At 35.0% G+C, this 24,906-nt stretch carries 26 protein-coding genes; 18 read left to right on the top strand and 8 right to left on the bottom strand.

The annotated features are described in order from the left end of the window. The first annotated feature begins 16 nt into the window (after positions 1-16). Genes PL_RS05800 through PL_RS05790 form a run of 3 tightly spaced genes read left to right on the top strand, consistent with a single transcriptional unit; the run spans position 17 to position 3,367 of the window. Positions 17-2,338: a hypothetical protein gene (locus PL_RS05800; RefSeq protein ID WP_041886952.1), complete on the top strand. Its 2,322-nt coding sequence runs from the start codon at positions 17-19 to the stop codon at positions 2,336-2,338. Between the two features lie 58 nt (positions 2,339-2,396). Then, positions 2,397-2,591, top strand: coding sequence for a hypothetical protein (locus tag PL_RS05795; RefSeq protein ID WP_348621201.1), 195 nt, complete (start codon positions 2,397-2,399; stop codon positions 2,589-2,591). A gap of 17 nt (positions 2,592-2,608) precedes the next feature. Beyond that, entirely contained in the window at positions 2,609-3,367 is a 759-nt protein-coding gene (locus PL_RS05790) for a hypothetical protein (protein ID WP_041886955.1), read from the top strand. 822 nt (positions 3,368-4,189) lie between these two features. Here the strand turns inward: PL_RS05790 and PL_RS05785 are convergent. Next, positions 4,190-4,681: a hypothetical protein gene (locus tag PL_RS05785; protein ID WP_041886957.1), complete on the bottom strand. Its 492-nt coding sequence runs from the start codon at positions 4,679-4,681 to the stop codon at positions 4,190-4,192. Positions 4,682-4,706: 25 nt separating this feature from the next. Then, complete coding sequence (locus PL_RS05780) at positions 4,707-6,017, bottom strand: C39 family peptidase (RefSeq protein ID WP_041886959.1); 1,311 nt, start codon at positions 6,015-6,017, stop codon at positions 4,707-4,709. A gap of 355 nt (positions 6,018-6,372) precedes the next feature. Between PL_RS05780 and PL_RS05775 the strand changes: the two genes are divergently transcribed. Then, positions 6,373-6,606, top strand: a complete 234-nt coding sequence (locus tag PL_RS05775; protein WP_041886961.1) for a hypothetical protein — start codon at positions 6,373-6,375, stop codon at positions 6,604-6,606. Positions 6,607-6,808: 202 nt separating this feature from the next. Further along, positions 6,809-7,108 carry a hypothetical protein gene (locus tag PL_RS05770; RefSeq protein WP_041886964.1) on the top strand — a complete coding sequence of 100 codons (300 nt, stop codon included), beginning with the start codon at positions 6,809-6,811 and terminating at the stop codon, positions 7,106-7,108. 171 nt (positions 7,109-7,279) lie between these two features. Here PL_RS05770 and PL_RS05765 read toward each other — a convergent pair whose 3' ends face one another. Next, positions 7,280-8,368, bottom strand: a complete 1,089-nt coding sequence (locus tag PL_RS05765; protein ID WP_041886966.1) for an NAD(P)-binding domain-containing protein — start codon at positions 8,366-8,368, stop codon at positions 7,280-7,282. Positions 8,369-8,448: 80 nt separating this feature from the next. On the opposite strand from PL_RS05765, the gene PL_RS05760 reads away from it, so the two are divergent. The 3 genes from PL_RS05760 (at position 8,449) to PL_RS05750 (ending at position 10,052) form a co-directional block, all read left to right on the top strand. Then, the gene (locus tag PL_RS05760; protein WP_152620402.1) at positions 8,449-8,871 is read left to right on the top strand and encodes a hypothetical protein; all 423 of its coding nucleotides are present in this window, start codon (positions 8,449-8,451) and stop codon (positions 8,869-8,871) included. Positions 8,872-9,116: 245 nt separating this feature from the next. Beyond that, on the top strand, positions 9,117-9,524 hold the full coding sequence (locus PL_RS05755; RefSeq protein ID WP_348621854.1) for a DUF1016 N-terminal domain-containing protein: 408 nt from the start codon (positions 9,117-9,119) through the stop codon (positions 9,522-9,524). A 39-nt stretch (positions 9,525-9,563) separates the two neighbouring features. Next, the gene (locus PL_RS05750; RefSeq protein WP_262497000.1) at positions 9,564-10,052 is read left to right on the top strand and encodes a DUF1016 domain-containing protein; all 489 of its coding nucleotides are present in this window, start codon (positions 9,564-9,566) and stop codon (positions 10,050-10,052) included. A 399-nt stretch (positions 10,053-10,451) separates the two neighbouring features. Here PL_RS05750 and PL_RS05745 read toward each other — a convergent pair whose 3' ends face one another. Then, a complete protein-coding gene (locus PL_RS05745; protein WP_041886971.1) occupies positions 10,452-11,045 on the bottom strand; it encodes a Crp/Fnr family transcriptional regulator in 594 nt (197 codons plus the stop codon). Positions 11,046-11,165: 120 nt separating this feature from the next. Beyond that, on the bottom strand, positions 11,166-11,933 hold the full coding sequence (locus PL_RS05740; protein ID WP_348621197.1) for an SDR family NAD(P)-dependent oxidoreductase: 768 nt from the start codon (positions 11,931-11,933) through the stop codon (positions 11,166-11,168). A gap of 449 nt (positions 11,934-12,382) precedes the next feature. Here PL_RS05740 and PL_RS05735 point away from each other — a divergent pair, with 449 nt between their 5' ends. From PL_RS05735 to PL_RS05715, 5 genes are all read left to right on the top strand, one after another. Next, positions 12,383-12,580: a hypothetical protein gene (locus tag PL_RS05735; RefSeq protein ID WP_041886973.1), complete on the top strand. Its 198-nt coding sequence runs from the start codon at positions 12,383-12,385 to the stop codon at positions 12,578-12,580. 158 nt (positions 12,581-12,738) lie between these two features. Continuing rightward, positions 12,739-13,710: a hypothetical protein gene (locus PL_RS05730; protein ID WP_348621196.1), complete on the top strand. Its 972-nt coding sequence runs from the start codon at positions 12,739-12,741 to the stop codon at positions 13,708-13,710. A 170-nt stretch (positions 13,711-13,880) separates the two neighbouring features. After that, a complete protein-coding gene (gene gwsS, locus PL_RS05725; protein WP_348621194.1) occupies positions 13,881-14,933 on the top strand; it encodes a grasp-with-spasm system SPASM domain peptide maturase in 1,053 nt (350 codons plus the stop codon). Between the two features lie 172 nt (positions 14,934-15,105). Continuing rightward, positions 15,106-17,301, top strand: a complete 2,196-nt coding sequence (locus tag PL_RS05720; protein ID WP_348621192.1) for a peptidase domain-containing ABC transporter — start codon at positions 15,106-15,108, stop codon at positions 17,299-17,301. Continuing rightward, positions 17,291-18,595, top strand: coding sequence for an HlyD family secretion protein (locus PL_RS05715; protein WP_041887303.1), 1,305 nt, complete (start codon positions 17,291-17,293; stop codon positions 18,593-18,595). The genes PL_RS05720 and PL_RS05715 overlap by 11 nt, the downstream gene beginning before the upstream one ends. Positions 18,596-19,190: 595 nt before the next feature. Here the strand turns inward: PL_RS05715 and PL_RS05710 are convergent. Both PL_RS05710 and PL_RS05705 read right to left on the bottom strand, forming a co-directional pair. After that, positions 19,191-19,655 carry a hypothetical protein gene (locus PL_RS05710; protein WP_041887346.1) on the bottom strand — a complete coding sequence of 155 codons (465 nt, stop codon included), beginning with the start codon at positions 19,653-19,655 and terminating at the stop codon, positions 19,191-19,193. A gap of 10 nt (positions 19,656-19,665) precedes the next feature. After that, positions 19,666-20,973, bottom strand: a complete 1,308-nt coding sequence (locus tag PL_RS05705; RefSeq protein WP_041887349.1) for a hypothetical protein — start codon at positions 20,971-20,973, stop codon at positions 19,666-19,668. A gap of 767 nt (positions 20,974-21,740) precedes the next feature. On the opposite strand from PL_RS05705, the gene PL_RS05700 reads away from it, so the two are divergent. The 4 genes from PL_RS05700 (at position 21,741) to PL_RS05685 (ending at position 23,161) form a co-directional block, all read left to right on the top strand. Next, a complete protein-coding gene (locus PL_RS05700) occupies positions 21,741-22,079 on the top strand; it encodes a YybH family protein (protein ID WP_041887351.1) in 339 nt (112 codons plus the stop codon). A gap of 12 nt (positions 22,080-22,091) precedes the next feature. Continuing rightward, positions 22,092-22,415 (top strand): MazG-like protein, encoded by a 324-nt coding sequence (locus tag PL_RS05695; RefSeq protein WP_041887353.1) that lies wholly within the window; start codon positions 22,092-22,094, stop codon positions 22,413-22,415. Positions 22,416-22,554: 139 nt separating this feature from the next. Further along, the gene (locus tag PL_RS05690) at positions 22,555-22,818 is read left to right on the top strand and encodes a hypothetical protein (RefSeq protein WP_041887355.1); all 264 of its coding nucleotides are present in this window, start codon (positions 22,555-22,557) and stop codon (positions 22,816-22,818) included. After that, positions 22,805-23,161: a hypothetical protein gene (locus PL_RS05685; RefSeq protein ID WP_041887357.1), complete on the top strand. Its 357-nt coding sequence runs from the start codon at positions 22,805-22,807 to the stop codon at positions 23,159-23,161. The genes PL_RS05690 and PL_RS05685 overlap by 14 nt, the downstream gene beginning before the upstream one ends. Positions 23,162-23,609: 448 nt before the next feature. On the opposite strand, the gene PL_RS05680 is transcribed toward PL_RS05685, so the two are convergent. Continuing rightward, the gene (locus PL_RS05680) at positions 23,610-24,347 is read right to left on the bottom strand and encodes an SDR family oxidoreductase (protein WP_041887359.1); all 738 of its coding nucleotides are present in this window, start codon (positions 24,345-24,347) and stop codon (positions 23,610-23,612) included. 94 nt (positions 24,348-24,441) lie between these two features. Here PL_RS05680 and PL_RS05675 point away from each other — a divergent pair, with 94 nt between their 5' ends. Then, a complete protein-coding gene (locus PL_RS05675; protein ID WP_041887361.1) occupies positions 24,442-24,798 on the top strand; it encodes a winged helix-turn-helix transcriptional regulator in 357 nt (118 codons plus the stop codon). Positions 24,799-24,906: the final 108 nt, after the last annotated feature.

Here is a 24,906-nt window from a genome sequence, read left to right as displayed (position 1 = left end):
GAGTCAAAGCCTTATTATGACTAAGAAAACTGGCGGCGGAAGTGCCACAAATTCTGGGATAGACTATCAGCAACGCGTCGCGGCTTGTTTTCAAATCTTCCTTTATACTCAATTTGAGATTAGCCAGGTACTAAACGAGGATTTTTCGCTGACGATTAAAAGTTTACATTTTGAAACGGCGGATGCGGTTGATGACCTAAAACTCCTCTGTGATAAAGATCATACACTCTATTTGCAGGTAAAGCGATCAATTTCTTTTTCGGACTCACCCGAGTCTGAGTTCATTAAAACGTTAGACCAGTTTATCGAACAACAGAGTGTTGGCGGTTTCAATAATTATTATGTCCTCGTCACAACTTCCGACAGTTCAAGGCGGTTAACAGGAGAACTACGTAAAATTCTTACAAGTATCAGGTTAAATGATACTGCGTTTAAATTAAACCCGCTCAATAAAAGCGAGCAGGAAGTATATAATAAATTTCGGGCGGCTTTTATATCAAGAAGCCTAACGTTAACTGGTAATAGAATAGATGACCGAAAATTCGTTGAATTTGCAAAGCGGGTTTACATCGAAGTAATGGACGTGGAGGCCGGTATGTCGCTTGAAAGGAGCGCCAAGCTATTGCTTGTAGGTCGAATGCAAAACCCAGATTTGGTGTGGTCATTGCTCATCAGAAATTCGCTTGTCTATGCTACCAATCGTGCGTCCATCAACCGACAAGCATTGACAAATGTTCTTAATAACTATCGGGTTCGCAAAAATCATTTTATTGATCAGGACGAATTTGAAGCTATCTTGAGGGATGCTGTAATACTCAATGGGGAGTACTCTTGTAATAAAGAGGTATTGATCCTTGAATCGGAAGAAGGCGATAAAAACGAGATCATGGAAATCGCACGTTTTTCAGATGTGTGCTCGAAACAGCTGTCATTCTCAAACAATAAAGTCAAATTTATTAATGATTCTGAATCACTCACCTTAATTTATCGTGGGTCCAGCGCGATAGGGCTGTCCAGATTTGTCGAACAGAATCCTGGTGCACTGGGGATTAAACCGCTGGTCATTTTCGATTTGCCAGCCATTGAGAGAGGTGGCCAGGAAGAATGCATCAAATTGTATAACGAATATGTTGACCAACTAAGTAAAGAAAACCGTAACATCGGCAATTGCTTGCATTGCGGTAAACCCGTTGGTAAAACTGAGAACTTATTGATCGAGATCGATGATGATGATACCGCAAGTGCGGTTGGAGCTTGCCACCTTGCTTGCAGACGTCCTATGGATAGAGTTTTAGGAACTGCTCGTTTGGAAAACGAGCTTTCCTCGCCATATTTAGAGGATTTTGATTTCAATCGGTGGGTATCACTTAGTCTCAAAGGTGGGATAATATTAGACGGTCTCATTCCTGCATTACAGGGGAAAGCCAGTATCGCGTGGAGTGGTTTTCCGCATCAGAGCGATGGTGACTTTTGCGTTAAGTTTCAAATGGAGGATGGTACGAAGCGCTTTGCATTTCATCGCGGAAAAATTGAACGCATGACCGAGCAGGAAGCCACAGAACACGTCCGCCGTTTCAAAGTACAATTAGAAAAACAAAAAGCTGAAAATGACCTACTGGGTTTTACAACAAAAAATCGTCAATACGGCGTTTATTCTCGCTTATTGCTTAGCATCGAACAAGATGACGAATTTGTAGCGATTAATGATGCAGAGGCCGTTCGTTACAGTCAGCAGGAAGCAAAAATACATGATACTGGGAGGATGTACTATGCACCACTCTGTTATATTGCCGACAAGCATAGCGGAGCTATACTGAATATTAGCAATATGATTCCTATTATATCAGACCCAAGAATGATGGACTCATTGGCTAAATCATGGCAGCGGGCCGGAATTGATATAGAAGACTTAACCCTACGCATACTGTCTTCGGATAGTGAGGTAGACATTTTCTTTGCGCAGCTATTTGCGGACAAGAACACGCTGGTTTTGAATCCCCTATTAGATCAAAATGCAAGACTGGTCAAGGGTTTTTTCATTAGCCCAGCACAAGATATTTTGCAGCAGCAAGAAGAGGCAAATGAGGGCCTATGGGAAATAGATGATCCTGCATGGCAAAAAGGTGATTTGGTTAAGATTATTGTGCCTGACGAAGATGGGCCTAAGAAAATGTTTGGGCAATTGCTTTTTGACGAAGCATTAAATGAAGATGATATCCGGGTAGTGATCTTTCAGCCTATGGAAAATGGTAAGCCTGTGTATGATATCGAATTGGTTATTCCATCGGTATTAGTATCCTGTTGGGACGGTTCGGATAATAATAATTCTCTGACGTAAGCAGCGAATATAAAGCTCAAAAATAATAACTGGTTAATAATAGTTTGATTAAACGACGATGAAAAAAATAGATCTACAAAGAAGATTAGATCCGGAAGAACACATATTGGGTGGTATTCGTCCGAGCGCAAAAATATGCCAGGCACAGTTTCAAAAGGTAAAGGATATTAAAGCAGAAATCGAGTTTTTAGAAATTCAAGAAAGGAATGAGCAAATTAGGGATTCTAATAGTAAGGGGCCAGAAAACTCTTAGCAAACCTGTAATGACCTATGATATTAAATGATGAAACAACTTGGCCCGATAGGGTAATTGCATTTCTGGAAAAGAGAGGCCAACCACTATTGGACTATGAACTAATGATGACGGGTAAAGATATTTCTTTTAATGGACTTTTATATGACAGTGTTCACAGAGAATTAACGGATTTGCTACTGCCTTACAAGATTGAGAATGCATTTCATTGCACCCGGCTAACAGATGATGAAATAAATTTCATACAAAAACAGGGGATGCAGTTACCGAATCTTGATACGTTAAATTCTAGAATCGATAAACTCGTGCAAACCGGACTATTAAGTAAAGCCATATCTGAGAACTTAAAATTCAAAAACGAGGCCAACGAACAATACAGAAAGGATATTTTACATTTCGTATTTCAATCACCTCATTTAGAAGGCGAGGGAGGTATTGCAAGGTTTTTTACCTCGTGGGGCGGCGAAGCGCTTTACAATGCACATGAAGAAGATCCTGTTACAGGTCCCGTGCTTGCTGGGATCGGCCGACCCTGTATTATTCAAGCCCGCATACCAATAGCCAATATGGGCCGTGCCTATTTTAATACCAAAATTGCGCGAATTTATTTTAAGAACCGTGGATTAAGAACCGAAGAACCCACCAGTCATGAAGACCATACAAAACAACCAATACCACCGGATGACGTAATTGCCATCTTTCAATTTCCAGAAAAAAGATTTCTGGAACTTAGCGGCTGCCAAACATGGCGTGATACATTCCTTAATATTCACTAATCCCTAGAAAAAAACGTAACAAATGCGTAACAGTGCGAAATTTTGCGATTTCAAAAATAGTTCGTAGATTCCTTTTGTAAACAAAAACGAAGATTTTGTGCCATATTGGTTGGTAAGACTAGAAGACCCATAATCACAAGGTTGAAGGCTACAGATTATACTAGAGATTTTTCTTTAATCATCAAAATGAACCTTTTAAACTAGTTCGCATTATAACCATCTTAGGTTGTGTTTTATTGAATTTTAGTTCTTAGTTATAAAGAATAATATCACTCATTCAGATTTTATTATATTAACTATATGGGTTTAATGTTTTGATATGTAGGTATTTGCAGTGGTTGTTTAAAGTTGTAGTTTTCGATTTGTATATTGTCAATTGGGTGTAAAATAAATGTGCTCATTTTGTACCTGTAAGCGTGTAACGTTCTGATAATCAGATGTTATTAAGTTTTGTATCGGTAAATAGGTGTTGTAACTAGTTGATAATCAACGCTTTAGTAAGTTATTTCCAAGAGCTTACCGAAGTATTGTTGGATATTGTAAGTAGCTGTAATCTAGTTGATTACGGTTATTTTTTTTGTCTTTTTTTTATGATTAACCATATTGATGCTAATTTCAGAGACAATTGAAGATTATGATTTCTTGGCCTTTTAACCTATGTGCAATTTTAGAATTATTGGTCTGATAACTGAAAAAGACCGTTTCTAAAGAAGACCCGGTCTTTTAAATTTTAGATTCGACTCTCCTTATAATTTAAGGAAGTAACCTCAAGTACTTTCAGTTTCTTATTGAAAACTACAATATGTCATCACAATAAAATTATCAATTCTTTTGATCAGGATATTTTTTTATAACAATTTTCTTCCTTAATTCATCGACAGTAACCGATTCTATAGAGTTCTCTGCTGCACAAATATCCTTTTGTATAGAGATTGGGAGATGATCATAGCCAACAACTTCTATTTCGAAATTTCTGTATTCTCTTTTAATTTTAAAATGGTCTAAAATTTCAGTTAAATTCAATACCCTTTTAACGCTGGAAAAAAGAGGATATGCTACTACGTTGGTTCCTTTAATTTCTGGATGTTTTACGTAAAAACTATCTCTATTGAGTAATTTTACCCCATTCGTTTGTTTACCCCATATAACCAGTGGAAGTCTTGTAATCTTTTCTGTACCATTTGAAAGTTTCATAATGTATACTGGCCACTCCGACAATGGCTTTTCCATCCACCCTTTACCTTTTTGAAACTGTGCGAAGCAAAAATTGATGCTCAAAATCATAATAATAGCTGTAATAATATTCCTTTTCATAAGATTTTTAAATTTAAACGTTTGTTTACTTTCTTCCTGTTATAGTATATAGATTAGTAAAATCACCTGGTCCTGGTTTGACATCATATTTGCCTAATTGTGGATCGAAATATTGTATACTCCCATTATTGTTGTAACCAGTAATCATTACTTCATGTCCAATATCCTTTGTATCAGTGGTAATAGTTCCCATGAGTGGGTATCCTGAATCAATTGATGCCTTGATTGTTGTTGTCGGCGTAGTATCGAAAAACATAGTGACCAAAGTATTGAGTTCATTTTCAGGCACTCCATTAGTGAACAAATTAAAAGCTCTAGTTCCAGAACTCTCCTCTGGCCCTGTAGTTTTTGCATACTGATTCAAGAAATGATCTACATCTCTTTTTCCATCGAAATAACTATCTATCCACTCCATACTTTTAAATACGCACGTATTGGCGAGTTGTCTATCTTTTGTATTATTTGTTGGCAATTTATCCTTTTTTAATGAATGATCCGCCTGTGAAGGATCTCCAGTCCCCCCAATTCCTCCTGGAAGTGGAGATTCATCAGGAACGTTGACCAGCCCACAAACTTCACGGGGAGAGGTATCCGATTGATACCAGTCAACCTCGTGCCATAAACAACTACCTGCACCACTATTTGGAGGAGAACAACCTCGAAGATTAACGGTAATAAAAAGCCGACCATGGCATATGGCAGTCCAGGTACAGATATATTCTGTATGACATTCGGTTGTAATAGCTTCAGTCTTGATCTTAGATAGTGAATTTACTTTTGCCTTATTAAGTACTAACAATTGCTTCTGATAATCAGACACGCCATTCTTGTAATTTAATTGATAAGAATTTCCTGTGACCAGATTGATAAATACTGCAGTACCTGTAAAGGTCTTAAAATTGAAAACATCTGGATCCTCATTGCTCACTGTTTCGTTAATTTCTCGAGAATAAATTACCTTAAAATATTCTTTATTGTCTTTGATCATCAGGTAAGTTCGGTTTCCTCTCTCTATGCCAATCAAATCTTTATTATCCTTTTCAACATGTGGAATTAAAGGGATATACAGATAGGAGCTTTGATTGCTTTTTGAATTTAAATAAGAGCTTGCTTCTTCCCAATTTGGCTCCCAACTTGTTTTTACTTCTGGTGTAAACTGGTGGACCAATTTCAGATTTACCTTTTCTTCATAGAATTGACGTTTTATTTCACTAATGTTAGCAAGAACCTTAACGGATTTTCCTGCATCCTGATCACTGAGCCTTTCTTTTACGCAACCAGCGATCAGAATTAATAACATCACAAGAGTAATTAATTTGATTTTTTTTTCTTTCATTTTTTTCTAATTTGATCGAGCTATTACAACTAAGAGATATCGAAGTGGTAAAGTCAGGCAAAAGTATGATTAATAATCCTTCAAATGCAATAGTGTTGCGATAAATAAAGGTGATAACTTGAGTCAATTGAGATCTGAATTTTATTAAACCATTAATATCAGGTACTTAAGACATTCATTTTGAGGAATATTTAACAAAATATGCTTTTTAAAGTGTCAGGTATATATTGACTTTTTATTGTTTTTATCCATAATACAGTCGTATGTTATATTTTTAAGGTGTCATGTATGTCACTTCTAAGGGTAATCAATTTATTCCACTTTGGTGTTCATTTTTAACTGTAAACTAATTATTATGATCAAAGAAATTGCAGAAGAACTCTACAAAATGGAACGTAATGCATTGGATGAAATTGATAATTCGTCACATCGAACCGTAACCGTTCAGAGAAAAATACGAGTTGAAACAGCTTCCTATTACTTAAACCAATTGAAAGAAAAAGTCCTTGATTATTCTTTTACCTCGTCAAAGGAAGAGATCACCTTTTTCAAAGTGACTAAGCCTAAATTCTCACCTCGGCGAAGCTGATTTGGGGTAAGATTTAAGTATGTCATGCAGTGTTTCCTTAAGCACTTTAATTAGTATGTTTTTGAATTTAAGTGTCTATTAGGTAGTTGTTTGTGTGCGTTATTTGAAGATTAGATTTGTAGTTTTATAATTGTCTATTTGATGTAAAATAAATATACTCATTTCGTGCCTGTACGTATGTAATTAATTGGTAATCAGTATTATGTTTGGTTTTGTATTGAAAAATTTAAAATCAAACAGTGATGACATGTCCTATAACAAAGCTCATAAGGAAATGATCATTGCTTATAGAAATAACTGGACTTATGTGAAGTCGGAACGACTTAATACGTTGGAAGGGCATTGTAAGCGCATCGTGGCTTTGCGCGGTCATAAAGCGCTTAGTAAATTTATTCAGTTCCGCACTGAAATAAACATGATTCATGAAGCGTTGCATAAAGCGGCGAGTGCCCTTGATGCCGAGATTGAAACTCAGATTGAGCGCTTATGTGAGCGAAAATAAGTCCATAAGATATTTGTAGCAGAGGTTATTGCTCTAGCATAGGAAGTAATCGATGATAATTAATGCATAATTATGCTAAGTAATGAAAAGTAGTTCCCTATTGTGATATCAATTCGTCTTTCTACTTAATAAAGACAGGTTGTGGATACTTATATCCCTATAAGATCTATTTTACAATTTAAGAAATTCAATCAACTCTATTGCTGCAATCCGACCGGCACGATTGGCGCCAATGGTAGATGCTGATGGACCATAGCCTGTTAAGTGGATACGCGGATCTTTAGCGACTTGTGTGGCTAATTTTCCAGATATTTGAATTCCATTTTTATCATTCAATAACTTTAAAGGGGCAAGGTGATTTAAAGAATGACGGAAACCGGTATTCCAAAAAATAACATCAGCATCGAGTGTAGTTCCGTCTTCCCATCGAACGCCTGTTTCAATGATTTCTTTGAACATAGGTTTCCGATCTAAAACGCCTTTATTCAACATTCCTTCAATAGCGGGAGTGATAGGCAAGCCTGTTACAGAAACCACTGATTCAGGTGGCAAGCCTTCTCTTACTCTTTTCTCTACTAAAGCTACAGCTTCACGTCCTATTTCTGGCGAAAATTCATATTTTCTAAAATCAGGAGATCGACGGGCTACCCAGGTAGTTTGGGTTACTGCTGAAATTTCACCGAGCAATTGAATAGCTGAAATGCCACCACCCACAACTATCACATGCTTTCCGATAAATTCTTCAGCGTTTTTGTACTCGCCCGTGTGCAGTTGCTTCCCTTTGAATTTTTCCCAGCCGGGATATTTAGGGCAGTGTGGGGTTTTCCAGGTACCGGTAGCATTGATCAATCCGCGAGCACTAAATTGAATTCCATTTGTTCGGATGATAAATCGCCCGTTTTGCTCAGTAACATCAGTCACTCTTATGGGACGAATGATCGGAAGGCCAAAGGCCTTCTCATATTGTTCATAATATTTGGGAATTGCAATATTCGCTTGCAATTCTGTTTCCTTAGTATTTACAGCATCGGAAAAGGCCATTCCGGGTAAGTCATTAATGCCATTTACATTGCTAAGCGTTAGAGAATCCCAACGATGTTGCCAAGCTCCACCTGGACTAAATTCATCATCTAAAACAACAAAACCTTTTCCAGGTTTTATTCCTTCTCTTTGTAAATTGTAGGCTGCTGATAAACCGGCTTGTCCTGCTCCAATCACGACAATATCTACTTTATAAAAAACATTTTTATCAGGTATCATAGATAACTTTTATAGGCTTTACTCCACACCTCTGATGCTAAGGTAAAGTTAAGGAAGCTTTTAAAGTTTTGCGTTGATCTATGTTAAATAAACTAAAGATCTTCCACCATGCAAGAATCCGTCAACTAACAATAGGATTATTTATCAAACGACAAGTAAATTCAGGACGAGACAAAGCTTTAAATTTTAATTTTTGTCTTAAATTTTGTATTTTTAACCTAAATCATCGGTTTAAAAATATGTCAGATTTAGAGCTTGAAACTAAACATGAGAAATATCTGATTACAATCAGAAATCTGAGAGCAAATAATTTCAGTAAGGATTTACCATTCCTTATTCTTTCCGAAAATCTCCCAGGAGGACAAGTTTATAAAGAATTTGCTGATGGTCGCATCGAAATCCAAGAAGTTGTATCTGCTGGAAAAAAATTCCGTACACGCGTAATTAAGGTTCTTAAAGGATTGCAGGCAGATAGCGTTCGTAAAACTTATGGATTACTCTAAGCCCACTCTTCTAGTAATTTCTGGTCCTAATGGTGCAGGTGTAACCCTTCCTGAAAATCGAACTGTATAAGATGCGAAAATTCGTGACTTTGACCTCCCTACCAAAAAAAACCAGACCGCTGAAAATTAGAAAAAATAGGGGCAGTTATCTGTGTGGTTTATTAAAGTTATTCTCTGTAATTTTGACTAGATGAAATTACTTCAGCATGGGTGAAATAGAAAAACCGAGTACTCTTATTAAGTAAATTACTGAAATTGTAACTCATGCAAAGCAAAAGGCATATCAGAGTAGCAATGCCATTTTATTAGAAATGTACTGGCAAATTGGACATCTTATTGTTGAAGATGAGCAGGATGGTAATGCTAAGGCTGCATATGGAAAAGCTGTATTAAAAAACTTGGCTCAACTGCTTACACTGGAATTTGGAAAAGGTTTTGATGAAAGTAACTTAAGAAATATTCGACAGTTTTATTTAGCCTTTCCAAAACGTGACGCAGTGCGTCACGAATTAAGTTGGACGCATTATAGAATTATAAGTCGTTTAGAAACAGAAACTCTGAGAAATCAATATGTGATGTATGCAGTTGAAGCAGGTTGGAATACACGTACCTTACAACGCAATATCGCATCACAGTATATTGGTCGGGTATAAGATACGAGTAGGCAAGAAGCTCCTAGAGCTGAACAATTAATAAAAGATCCTTATATATTTGAATTTTTGGGCTTGCCTATAGATGTAAAGACATCAGAAAATAAAATAGAAACAGCATTGATTAATCACCTACAGCAATTTTTAATGGAATTGGGAAAGGGGTTTGCTTTTGTAGCAAGACAACAACATATTGTTACTGATACTTCTGACTTTTTTATTGATTTGGTTTTTTACAACTATTACTTGAAGTGCTTTGTGCTGATTGATCTGAAAACTGATGAACTAACTCATGGTGCAATTGGACAGATGGATATGTATGTCAGGATGTATAATGATTTGAAGAAAGGTGAGGATGACAATCCAACCATTGGCATGATACTTTGCACAGAGAAAGATGAAACAATTGTTAAATATTCCATTCTAGCAGAAAATGAAAAATTATTTGCAAGTAAGTATCGTTTATACCTGCCGAATGAAGCTGAGCTGAAAGAATTAATAGAACAAGATTTGACCTTGATAATGACATAGAAAGATAGGTCTGGATTTTTGGGATCAGTGCATTATGTCCGAATTATAAAAAATGAATTAGTTTTTTTGCATTAATGATAGTCAATATTTCATCGGATTGATTTTCTCTCCATAAAAACTCGCTTCTATTTTTAGCAAAAATAGAAGCGAGTTTTCCACAACAAGCGTAGTCTTTTACATGTTTCTTATTTGTTTCTTTATTGTTTTAATACATTGAATTACAGCTGTTTGTGTTTGTTGTGTTGGCAATTAGTCCTGTATAATTACGAATAATCACGTTGAATAATTAAGTAAGACTATTAATCAATACAAATTGATATGAAAAAAATCATTCAACAATTTATCGATGCTACAAACGCATTTGAGATGTTCAAATAAGCCAGTATTCAAATAGGGTCATCATTTATCCTTAGAATGATATTTTGCGTATTTTTTCCTGACCCTGCTAAGGGTTTCCCGTGATAAACCAAGATATGACGCAACCATATGTAATGGTACCCGATTATAAATTTGTGGATATAACCTGATGAAATTATCATATTTTTTTTCAGCGGTTTCAGTAATACTGCTAAGAATTCTGTTTTGACTGGCTTCAAAACGTTTAATACCCAGTCTGTCCTTCAAGTCCCGGAATTTAGGTATAGAATTAAATAAGAGATTCAGGTTTTCCTTCTTAATCAGCAACAATTCGCTGTTTTCGAGTGCGTCTATGTTATATTTGGTGGGGCCGCCTGAATTATAACTTTCATCATCAGTTATCCACCAGTTTTCAACCGCAAATTTTATGGTATGCTCTATACCATCTGTGCTTAGATAATACATGCGTAGACATCCTTTAGTGATGAAAGCCCTGTAATCAGAAATATCCCCCTCCTGTAACAGATATTGACGCTTGCGAAGTTTTTTTGTTACTGTGAGGTCTTCTATCTGTTTTAGTTCTTTATCGTTTAAGCCGGCTTTTTCAACCAAATAAGCAGCGAAAATTTTAAACATATTGAATAGCTTTATGCAAAGCTATTATTTTTTGGAATATGAAAGCAAACCAAAGGTATGGGCCTATTTTTCATAACCCTAATAGAATATTTTAAATGCAATTTGGATTATTTTTAGACACTATTTCATCAAATTCATAACAGAAAAGCCACCGTCCACAGTGATCTCTGTACCAAGTATAAATGATGACGCATCAGATGCAAGGAAAACAGCAGCATTGGCTACATCAGAAGGTTGGCCGATTCTTCCAACTGGTGTGAAATTTGCCCAAAGCTGTTTAGCATAGTCAATATGTTCCTCAGGTACCATTTTTGCGAAAACCGGTGTATCTATCGAACCCAGGGTTAATACATTCACCCTAATTTGTCTTGACAATAGATCAAGCGAAAAGCCCTTTGCAAATGATATAACCGCTGCTTTGGCAGCGCCATAAACTGACATTCCTGGTGTTGCAATATGAGCAGCCACAGAAGCTATCAAAACAATTGAACCTCCATCATTCATATAGGGTAACGCTTTTTGAACGGATAAATAAGCACTTTTCACATTCAGGTTCATATATTTATCATAACTCTCTTCCCCAAAATCGGTAACAGATCCCAGATCAATACCTTCTATAGCCCCACCTGCATTAGCTACTAACACGTCAATCTTACCAAACTTTTCAAATGTTCCTTTAAATATTTTTTCAAGGTCATCTAAATTGGTTACATCGCCAGTTATTCCAATAAAATCATTTCCCAGCTGCTCTAAAGCGGTGTCGAGTGTTTTTTTATTCCTGCCGGTTATTGTGCCAAATGCACCTTCGCTTCTAAAAGCATTAGCAATCCCAAGTCCTACGCCACTGTTACCGCCGGTAACTACAGCTATTTTGTTTTTTAATCTCATGGTTTTATTAATTTTTACAAATCAAAAGTGAGATGTTTTTGCCAGGTGCGAAGAGGACTTTTGACAGATTATTTATGTGATATATGTCACGGTTTATAAAGGAATCGGGTAGTCTTATAGCGTATATATTAGGCTCAATGTCATAATCCAACAGCTATCGTGATGTTAGAATTGCTACAAACCATGGGTCATAGTTCGGATCCTATTGAGTATAGGATCTGCCTTTAAAGCAGGTTTAAGTGCGTGCAGGTTTTTATATGCCTTCTTAGGTGCACTAAACATACTTTTTGATACGATATTTTGAATTTGCAGAGATCTTTTAAGTCAGAAAAGCGTGGTTTCGATCCGTATTATAAATTTTATCACATTAATGTGATAAAATTTGTTTTATCACTTTTAGTATTTTATATTTGATCAAATAATCAATTAAACTATAAAAAGATAATAAAATGAAGAACCAAAAATCAATTGCAAATCTTAAAGCAAAAAACCTTGGTGGGTTTACAAAAGCATTTGGAGCTAAGGTGTATGGAGGGTATAATACTTATACTATTGAAGAAGTAGTAATTCCGTCAAAACCTAAAAGCAAAAGACTTGCTCCGGGCGGTACAGATTATCCTTTAGACTCAACAGGCGATCCATATTAGGATGTTTAATAGGTGTGTCAATAAGCGTATAAATTTTATACGCTTATTTTTCTGTTATGACTTACTCAAATTCTGGTCTTTAGATTTGAAACTAAATCAACGAGATTTCTGCTGGGAATTGTCTTTTTTTGACCAATAGTTTCAAATGCAATAAGTAGATGGTCCTAATTTTTTCAACTAAAACAGACACTTCCACTGATCTGGTTATAAGCTGGCTTAAAAAATTTAACGTACAATATCTAAGATTAAATGAAGATTTCTACGATTCATTAGAAATAAATTTTGCTGAAGATATAATATCATTTTATGGAGTTTCCCAGCAAAACATTTCAGTCATCTGGTTTAGAAAAACGCCTGCTATCTTTGATGATTCAGAAATGCATAACATATCAAAAAAGCTCGGAAACAATGTAAATATATTCATTGAAAAGGAGTCGAAAGCAATTCGTGAATATGTCTTTAAAACTTTACGTGAAAGTACAAATATTAAATGGTTAACCTCTCCATTTTTATTAACACAAAACAAGTTAATGCAAATGCAGGCTGCTAAAAAATTTGGATTAGAAATCCCTCCATCTTATTTAGTAAGTAATAAAAAACAGCTAAAATTCATACTGGAAAAGGAAGGGGAATTAATAACCAAACCAATGGAAAATTGTGTTAATCTGTTTTTTAAAGAAAGGGCTATTGGGATGAAAACTACTTTAATAAATAACCTTAATAATATTCCTGATTCATTTGCTCCTGCACTCCTTCAAAAGAGAGTTCAAAAAAAAATTGAAGTGCGCACCTTTTATGTTTTGGGTAAGTTTTTCTCTACCAAAATTGTCGAAAAGAATTTTAATGAAGTAGATCACCGATTAAGCCTAATTGATTTTAGCAGCAGATATGAAATATTTGAACTGCCTGAGGAAATTGAAAATAAAATTGAGAATGTTTTATCATATTTTGATCTTAATTGTGCTTCTATTGATTTAATGGTAGATGAAGATGAAAACTATGTGTTTTTAGAAATAAATCCTACTGGACAATTTACCTATCATTCTTTTTTTAATAACACTTATTTAGAAAAAGAAATTGCATTAGCATTAAAAAAAATGTACAATGAATCGCAGGAAAAACAAATTTAATCTCATCTATTTTTTGATGGATGTTGAATTTAAACAGGAAATTGAAAGCTTTAATGACGATCAACAGAACTTTTCTGATATTGTCTTTTCAAAGAAATTCAACACTTCTAAACTTAAAACAAAGGTTTATGATAAGGTAAGTACTCCTTTTATAAATACTAACCTATTTCATGAAGAACTTTAAATATTTCCATTTATATCAAGACTGCATTATTGTAAAGGGGAGTTTAAATAGTTTAATAATAGATCATTATAAACGTAAAATATTTAGCCTTTCAACTGATATAATAAACACTCAATTTTCTGACAACCAATTTATTCTTAATACAGATGAAAATTATGACTTGATTTCAATTCTTTTGAGAGATGACTTTGGTTACGCAACAAATAATACCAATGCTATACAAAAACAAATAGTATGGGAAAGTCCGAGGGATATTAATGAAATAATTATTGAAGATAAATGTGACGACTCTTATTGCCTGCCTGAAATATATAATCAAATAGAAGACATTGATGCTGAATTTATCCAGATTCGATTTTTTGAATATTCAAAAAATCGAATAGAAAAGATATTAAAATTGTTAGATACTTCCTCCATAAGAACGATTGAAGTACTAATTCCCTATACAAATGAAAAAGAGGCCAAAGCGGCTACGAAAAGAATAGCAAGAAATCAAAGAATACAGTTACTCTATATTTATAATGCACCTTATAATAAAAGTTTGCAATATGATGACTTGTTTACTGTCTTATTCTATGAGAGAAATCTTACGGATATAAAACATTGCGGTATAATAGATGAAGACTATTTTATGACTGATATAAAAAATATATCCAAATCTATGCTTCATAATAATTGTTTAAAGGATAAACTTTTTATATCTCAAAACGGAGATATAAAAAATTGCCCATCAATGCCCCAAAATTTTGGGAATATAAAAAACACAAGTCTAAAGGATGCCCTAAGCTCCGCAGGTTTTAAGAAATATCAGGACTTTACTAAAGATCATATCGAAATATGCAAAGATTGTGAGTTTCGTTATATCTGTACAGATTGCCGTGCTTACACAGAACGAACACATATTGATAAAGATGGATTAGATAAATCTAAGCCTTTAAAATGTGGTTATGATCCCTACACCGGAGAATGGGAGGAATGGAGTTTAAGTCCGTTAAAACAAAAAGCTATAAAATATTATGGCATGGCCGGTTTTTTTTAATATAGAGCATGATTTCGTGTTTATCCGGGAAGTGAAATTACTCTGGATTTTAACGAACTATACTTAATATAGATCACAAAAAATTAATAATCGTATCGAACTTTCAGATATCATTAAATATGTTGATTAGTTTGAAAAACAATTTATTACTATAATTTTATAAAGCATTTACATGCTAAAAAACTTCCCTCATTATCGCCAGGCGGATACCAAAGACTGTGGCCCCACTTGCTTACGCATTATAAGCAAGTACTATGGCAAAAATATTTCATTACAGCAAATCCGTAACCTGTCTGAAACAACAAGAGCAGGCAGTAGTTTGCAGGGATTAAGTGTTGCAGCTGAAAGCTTAGGTTTTCGCACGCTGGGAGCTCAAATAGATTTCAAAACTCTCGTAGAAGAAGTCCCATTGCCATGTATTGTACACTGGAATAAAAACCATTTTGTTATTGTTTACAAAATCGATAAAAAAAACATTGTCTACATTTCTGACCCAAGTTATGGACTTATCACTTATACAAGGGAAGAATTTATTAAATTTTGGATTGGTGAAAATGCTAAAGAGCATACTGAAGAAGGCGTTGTTTTAATTCTGGAAACTACTCCGGTTTTTTTTCAGACAGAATTTGACAATCAGCAAAGTAAAGTTAGTTTTATATTTCTGTCGAAATACCTGTTGAAGTATAAATCGCTTATCATTCAGTTAGCGACTGGATTATTGGCCGGAAGTTTATTGTCTCTTATCTTACCCTTTCTAACTCAAAGTATTGTAGACGTCGGCATTCAAAATCAGGACCTCAATTTTATTTATTTAGTTTTACTGGCTCAAGTTATGCTTTTCCTGGGAGGAATGGGAATTGAAGTGATCCGAAGCTGGATCCTGCTTCACCTTTCTACCCGAATCAACATATCAATTATTTCTGATTTCTTTATTAAACTAATGAAGCTTCCTATTAGTTTCTTCGATACAAGAATGACAGGAGATATCATGCAACGAATCAATGATCATCACAGGATTGAACAACTTTTAACTAATTCTTCATTAAACACACTTTTTTCACTGGTGAATTTGGTTATTTTCAGTATTGTCTTGCTGTTGTATGACTACAGGTTGTTCGTCGTCTATCTAATTGGTGCTGTTATATATATAGGATGGATCAGTTTCTTCTTAAAAAAAAGAAAAGAACTGGATTATAAAAGATTTTCGCAGGTTTCTCAAGAACAGAGTAAAGTGATAGAACTCATCAACGGGATGCAGGAAATAAAAATGCATAACGCTGAGAGACAAAAACGATGGAGTTGGGAATTTCTACAGGTAAAACTATTTAAAATCAGAATTAAATCTCTCTCTTTAGAGCAATGGCAATCTGTCGGAGGAAACTTCATCAATCAAATGAAAGATATTTTGGTAAGTTTTCTTTCTGCCAAATTAGTTTTGAGTGGAAACCTAACTTTAGGGATGATGCTTTCTGTTCAATACATCATCGGACAATTAAATAGTCCATTAGTACAGTTAATTGATTTCATCAAGCAAACTCAGGATGCTAAAATATCTTTGGAAAGATTAGGCGAAATTCATGATAAAGAAGACGAAGAAAATCAAGACGAAGAATATGCTTCTGAAATTTCAAAAAAAGATATTGAAATTCTTAATATATCTTTCCGATACGTAGGATCGGAAGCTTTTGTTTTTGAAAATTTAAGTTTAACTATTCCTTATCAAAAGACAACAGCTATTGTTGGGGCAAGTGGAAGTGGAAAAACAACACTTCTGAAATTATTAATGAAATTTTACGAACCCAATATTGGAGACATTAGAATTGGAAATACCAATATGAAAAATATCTCTCCAAGAGTCTGGAGAGATCATTGTGGAGTTATCATGCAGGAGGGATATATTTTTAACGATACTATTGCAAATAATATTGCTGTAGGTGAAGATTATGTTGATAAATCAAAATTGAGACAAGCAGTAGAAATGGCCAATATAAAAGATTTCATCGAAAGTTTACCATTAAGTTACAACACTAAAATTGGAACTGAAGGTGTAGGAATAAGTACTGGACAAAAACAACGGCTTTTTATTGCAAGAGCCATTTATAAATCACCAGGATACATTTTCTTTGATGAAGCTACGAGTGCATTGGATGCTAATAATGAAAAAGTGATTATGGAAAATCTGGAACATTTTTTTAAAGGAAAAACAGCCCTTGTGATCGCACATAGATTATCTACCGTAAAGCATGCCGATAAAATCATTGTTCTGGATCAGGGAAAAGTTGTAGAAGAAGGGAATCATACTGAATTAGTGGCCTTAAAAGGAGAATACTATAAACTTGTTAAAAATCAATTAGAGCTTGGAAACTAAAAAAGATATTTTAGATAATATTGAACTCCGTTCTGAAAGTGTTCAGGATGTTCTTAGCGATCCCCCTCACTGGATGATTCGCTGGGGAAATAGTATTATTATGGCTATTCTTCTGCTTATTTTACTAATGAGCTATATCATCAAATACCCTGAATTTATTCCGGCGTCAATTATCGTAACCTCACAAAATCCACCTGAAAGACTTCAATCCAGGACTAATTCCAAAATTGAGAAAATATTTATTAAAGATCATCAGGAAGTAAAAAGAAATGAGTTATTAATCGTTTTGCAATCAACAGCCAATTATAAGGATGTTTTAGAACTTAAAAAACTGGTAGATTCTATAACTCCCGCACAGCTATCCTCATTTCCAATTCATAAAGTTTTAACGTATAAATTAGGAGAGCTTCAGAGTGATTATAATACATTTTCCAAAGCTTTTCGGGACGAAAAATTGTTTACAAGATTACAACCCTATGCACCTGAAAATCTGGCAGCCAGCCAAAGCATTTCAGAATACAAGAGAAGAATAATTGCTTTAAAACAACAAAAAAATATTGAACTGATAAAATATGAGCTTACAAAGAAAAATTACCAGCGTTTTCATGAATTATTCATTCAAGGGGTAATTGCATCAACGGAATTTGAAAATGAAAAGATTAAATTTCTCCAGGCTCAGCAGAATGTGGAGAATTTGAATATTTCGTTATCACAAATGGAGGAAGGTATTTCTAATCTGAATAAAACAAAAAGCGGAGTGAGTATTAATACCGAAAAAGATAAAATTACCTTCTCTTCTCAAACTTTACAGTCATTTGAACAACTAAGGAAATCATTAAGGCAATGGGAACAAGAGTATTTAATAATTTCTTCAACAAACGGTATTGCGAGTTTTCAACAGTTTTTTGGCGAGAACCAGTTTGTAAAAAGTGGGGATGCAATTTTATCGATTCTTCCAAAAGAAAAAATAGCTTTAGTAGGTAGAATGTCTGTACCTGCAATCAATTCCGGTAAAATTGCTCAAGGCGAAAAAGTCTTAATTAAGCTTGATAATTACCGTTTTCAGGAATATGGTATTGTGGAAGGAAAAGTACGAAATATTTCCCTTACAACCGATGAAAAAGGTAATTACTATGTAGATATTATTCTCCCTAAAGGTTTGAAAACGAGCTATAATAAGTCGTTGGTTTTTGATAAAGAACTTAGAGGTAATGCAGAGATTGTAACTCAGGATTTAAGACTTATTGAGAGGTTTTTTTATCAGATTAGGAAATTATTGGGCTATCAAAATTGATTTCCTTTATGGAAGAATAGTACTTTATGTTTTTTTTGCAAATCTTGAAAAATAAGCCCTGAGTGTATATTCCGGTCATGTTGGCTCTTCTTCAATTTTGGTGGTAAACAAATGATGTAATGTCTCTGGCATTCGTTATTAATTCTAATGAATGCCACAAAAATCATCTTTAGACCTAAAGTGGATAAACCACGTAATATTGACCCCCTTTCGCCAAAGCTGAAATGATCCCCTTTAACTTTTATAGTCAGATAGTTATAGAGTGGTTTTATATTAGCGAAGAGGGGTCAACCAAAATGGTTTGTCCAACAAGGTTATTATTCACTATATTATGAGCGATGTTGTCAGGTGGTTACCAATAGATGAACCACGTCCTCTATTCTGGAGAGAAATTCCGGCAGGCGAATTGAAAATAATTACAACCATGTCCACACTACATAATAAAAAGGAAATGCCAAATTAAAGATAATGACATACCACAATTGAGGCTCTGGTATTGGCATGCCGGGGCTTTTTATTTAAAACCACAAAACGGGATTTAAGTTAACTTAAATCCCGTTTTGTGGTTTTCTAACCAACGTAAGTTACTAATAACTTATTTTTTAGGAGGTATTATTATGTAATCACGGATTGGTGCTTTTGTTTTCAAAGGCTCAGCCAAAGTTACTCTGGTCATCTTCATGTTTTTTCCATCAGGAAAAATAAAGAAGAATCTTTGCTTATCTATTCGGTGTTTACTAAAATTTACTGCCATTTCTATCAATTGAGTAATTGATACCGTCTTAATCTGATTAAATTCCTCCAAAGAAATAGATTTTGTATCATTTGGACGGGTGGTATTAGAATAGAACAAAACGTCCTTATTCTGAGGATAGCATTTGCATAATAAAATATATTCTTTAAAATGAGCTTCTTGGTCAAAAGAAAACATTCGGTCTTTAATTGCGACTGAAGTTGTATCCAATTTGTAATAAACAGAATCGTACTTGATTTTATCTTGTTGAGCACTTGCTCTTTGGAAACAGAAAAGAATTAGTATACCAATTATCGTAAATTTCATATTTTAAATTTTAATTGCAACCTGTTGTTGATAGCGTTTTTATTGAAACTAGCTGTGATTTATGAAACGCAGCTAATTCATCATCAGAAACCATACATTGTTTTTTTATCATATCATAAGCAATATTAATATTGTCAATATAACTTTGCGGAGTGCCTTCGTCTACAGTCTTTAGTCCATACATCATAGCCATAGCCATTTCTTTATTTGTATAACCTGCATTTTGCTCTGAATTCCAATACTGCAAAGCCCTAACTCCTTTACTAAAATAATCAGTTAACATATAATAATGTTGTGAATAATTTGGTCCTAATTCCCTAGTCAAATAAAAACCATTTAAAGCAGCCATCCAGTTGCTATTGTCTCGGTAAGACTCCCGAACTTCTATTTTAGCTGTCGAAATATTATAATTAATAAAGGCGTGCATAGTTTCGTGAACTACTGTCGCTGCAATTAATAAAGGAGAACTATTATCGATTAATTTGTTATTTAGAGTTACAACTGAAGATAAGCCTAATGTACTAGTTGGATCGTACCGTGTATTTCCTAATTCAAATATTCCACCTGTTTTAGTACTTCCCCATTCTAAATCTTTACTCTCATATGTAATTGTCGGTTTTTGGTCAGTTAAAAAAGGACCTACTAACTCACCCATTTCAGCACTATTGAAGAGTATTTGTAATATCTTTTTATCTAAACAAGGATATTTAGCTTTGATGGCATCTGTTTTTAATTCCCGACCCTGATTATTACCTGTGCCACCACTTCCACCCCCGCCACCTGGATTACCAATTGGCATTTGTGTACCAGGTCCAGTTGCTGGATTATTTGCAGGATTCGTAGGTGGAAAAACCCAATTAAAATCTGGTAACGGTGGCCTCATTTCAATTATTTTCACCTCTTCGAGTTCTGGTCCCTTACCACTTGGAGTGCATGCTTTATTTTCGCTGCCAAAGTTATTATTTTCAGAACAATCTTGCTCTTGCTCCATGCCTTGTTGTCCCATTGTGACATTTTGGAAATCTTTCCTTTTCATTGGAGCAATTAAATTACTTACAGGGTGTCCACTTATAAATATTTCTCCTTTGATCGCTTTATTCTTAAGCGTATACAAGATTATTTTCCCTGTAAAGTCACTATTGTCAATAAACTTTCTTTTGTCAGCACCAGGCAGTTCGGCACCTTTTTTATTGTAGAAATATGATTTAGCGACCTGCACTTCGTAACCCACTGCATCAATATCTCCTTTTTCGTTTTTTTGAAATAGAATATCTCTTAATGTCCAAATGCTATCCTTTAATGATTCATTAACTCGCACTTTGATTAAATTAGCGCCATTCTGTCCGGCTAATAAAGTTGGATTATTCCATTTGTCCGCCAGAACTATTTTAGGTGCATTTCTTTCAAGCCAGGATTTAGCTTCTTGTGTTGTAATAGATCTGTCTTTGGCTATATTATCGGAGATTGGAGAGTCTTTTTACATGCGCTATACATTAACGCTAAACTAATGATTAGAACCCCACAAAGGGTTTTAAATGTGTATCTTTTTCGCATAAATAGGTATAATATCTGCAAGTATAGCCATTGATGACTGAAGTTATTCTTTTATTACGGAAACCCTAATTTTGCCGTTGCAAACAGCGATTAAGTGATGGTGAGATTGGTTTTAATGCAACAATGTTATCATTTATTTTTATTACTAATAATGATCTACTCATCAAGTTTAAAGGATGTAAAAACTGATTATAATCCATTAAGAATAATTTACAAGTAATTTAGTAAGGATAATTGTATAAGGGTATAAAATGAAATTCTTTAGAAAAATGAGTGGAACGTTAGCTGTTGTAATTAGAAGTATAATTGCGGTAGGCGGCTCTTATTGAGAAAAATGGCTTGAACGTTATCACCCCGGTACAAAAGCGGAATGGGTGAAGCTTTTTAAGAAAACCTTCAGGTTTACCGGCGGTGAGATAGTGGGCGAATTTTGATGAGTATAGGCTATTTGCCAGGCGCACATTACGATGGTTGTCCCATCCATAAAGAGATACTTAAACTAAAACTGATGTGGTTAAAACGATAAAAAAGATGAATATACAGACTTTAATTAACGACTGGATTGCCGCTGGCAATGCATTTGATACAGAGCGGTACCTGAGTTTTTACTTAGAGGATGCCGTACTGGACGATCCCTCGGTCGGGAAGGTATTTAAAGGCCGCAGAGAGATAAAAAAATATTTTGACAGCTATTTTATCGGGTACAATACGCGGACAGAACTGGTAAACTTAGATATAATTAATAACAGCCAAGCCCATATCGAAGTAAAGTTTTCAGGCAATTTTTCTGAGGTGAGCATTGGTGGTCTTTTCCACCTTACTTTTAAGGAAGGGAAAATAGCTTTTGTAAAGGCTGATCTTATACACTAAAACTATAATAATATGAAAAATGATTCTTTTGAAATCATAATCGCCCGTTCCCTGGCATTAAGGGAAAAATATCATTCGCTTGAGGTTGAACACCACGGTAGCGAGTGGTCCGTAGAAGAAGATGCGCTGGCATTTTTAACTGATGCAGCACTAGTGGGAAGAAATATCATGTCACAGCAGAATAGATGGCCCAAAAGCAGTTCTGAAAAGGAGTTGGAACATAAACTCGGTGAGAGTATCTGGTGGCTGATTGTCCTTGCGGAACGGTCGGGAATTGATATCAAACAGGCTGTTGGAAATTTTTTGGACAAAACAGAAGGAATGATGCCAGGATGAAGAATAGAATAACCAGATGTTTTCAAACGGGAAAAGTGACTTAATAAATAAAGGGAGGTCAGTGCAATGATCAATATAAGATGATTTTAGTTTTTGTTATAAATTTTGTATTTTTACTTAACAATTAGAGGTTAGAAGTATGTCAGATTTTGAGCTTGAAACTAAACATGAAAAATATCTGATTACAATAAAGAATCTGAGAGCTAAAAACTTCAGCAATGATCTTCCATTTCTTATTCTTTCGGAAAAACTTCCGGAAGGGCAGGTATATAAGGAATTCGCTGACGGTCGTATTGAAATTCAGGAAGTAGCATCTGCTGGTAAGAAATTTCGTACTCGCGTTATAAAGGTCCTTAAAGGATTGCAGGCTGACAACGTCCGCAAAGCTTATGGATTACTCTAAACCAACACTTCTAGTTATATATGGTCCAAACGGTGCAGGTAAGTCTACACACATTCAAACGATGTTACCCGATGCTTTTGAAGGGATATTTTCCTTTGATAGAGATAATACTAGGGTCGCTTTTGAATCAGAATTAGAATCACAAGGTCTTTCAGAAACTATAATAGTTGCTCGTGCTACCCGTATGATGGAAGAAAAGCTTTTTGAAGAAATGAGAAAAGCTATAGTGGTGAAAGAGCACTTTGTTCTGGAAACACCATTATCTCATCGTGATTATTGGAGATATATCGATATGTTTGAAACTGCTGATATCAGGTTCAGCTTATTATCTTTGTTTAGATAAAGTAGGGGATTGTATTGGTCGGGTTGAGCAAAGAGTTATTGAAGGTGGGCATGTTGTTTGACCAGATACCATTAAGGGAGTGTTTAATGATAACCTTTTGCATATTAATACGGAATACCAGACATTTCAAAGACTAGAACTGTATGATGGAATGTTGGTACCAACCTTACTTTGTAGCTTAGAAGATAATATTATTGAATATGTTTCTCCAAAAGCGCTAAAGAAGACCTGGATCAAAAAAGGGTTACCACTGTTATTTACCCGACTTAAATCTTTTTCAGAAAGGGAATAACTGTTGTATAAGCAAAGGGCTACTTATGTTGATCTTAGATCTCAGTAAACCCCTTAAGGAATAATTGTCTATTGTACAAAAAGGCCTATATACACAAGTTTATTGTTAATACTATTGGATTGTTTAAGTACTTTGATTTTTTATTCAAAATGAAATTCATACTAGTAAACTCCCACCATCAACAACTATTACCTGACCTGTGGTGAAACTCCCGCGCATTAGGTATAAATAAGCTTCTGCCAGATCATTTGCATCGCCAATTTTACCGGTTAAAAGTTTACTTCCAACCTTGTTAAATAACACCTCCCTTTCTAATTCTGGCATATTTGCTAACAAATTAGTCCTCACTGTTCCTGCGCAAACTGCGTTAACTCTTATTGGTGCAAGTTCAAATGCAAGTGAGCGAGTGAGCCCATCAATAGCACTCGCCATTCCGGCGATTACGACTGTTCCTGTTCTTGGCCTTTTCCCAATTGCACCTGTCGTTAAGGTTATTGATCCTCCCTTCCGGATCAGCGGTGCCCCATACTTTGCAGCCATAATTGAACCCCAAAAACGCAGGTTGATTGACTGCTTTGCCTCATCGATATCTAATACGGATAACTCGCGGAATTTCAATTCGTCACCAGCTGTGAAAATAAGGTGGTCGAATTTGCCGGTTTTCTTAAATAGCTCTTCAATTTGTTTTTCGTCTCCAAGATCAGCGGCGAAACCTCTGCTGTTTTTTGGCAATATGGATAAGGCATTGTTGATCCGTCGCTGGCTACTGGAAACTATTACTATAGATGCACCTTCCCTGGCCACTGCTAAGGCCGTGGCCAGACCAATCCCCGATGAGCCTCCTAATAGAACGACTTGCTTACCTTTAAGACTGCTTTTTATTGTATGTTTCATGTCCTGTATATTTCATATTTTCTTTTCGGGATAAAATTATTGGACTTTTAATATTAACTTGCTATCAGTTACCTACAGGATAGTTACTATTTATATGGAAGAACTAAGATGTGAATCAAAACCGGGTATCGATAAGCAACTAGCATTGAAAGATGCACTTGAGTTACTGAGTGGTAAATGGAAGGTCTGTATTTTGACGAATCTATACCATAGTGGAACGCTGCGCTTTAAAGACATTATAGAGATCTCTAAGGGTATTACACCAAAAGTACTGTCTAAAGAGCTGCAGCAATTGGAGGAAAACCTGCTGATCACCCGAACTGTAAATAACACAAAACCGGTCACGGTATCTTATGCACTAACTCATTACGCTATTGAAACGCAGCCAGTCATTAAAGCGCTGATCGAGTTCGGATTAAAGCACAGGGCGGAGATCAAAAAGATTTTTTAGTTTTATAATTTATTGGTTGTTTTCATGTGCTAAACCAATCTGAATTGAATAATCTGTTCAAATAAGCTTAATTAGTTTATATGAAGTGTTTATTATCAAGTACATGAT

Source organism: Pedobacter lusitanus, assembly GCF_040026395.1.
GTDB classification, from domain to species: Bacteria; Bacteroidota; Bacteroidia; order Sphingobacteriales; family Sphingobacteriaceae; genus Pedobacter; species Pedobacter lusitanus.
Note: the sequence above shows the minus strand (reverse complement) of the source record. Positions and strands in the feature narration are given on the sequence as shown.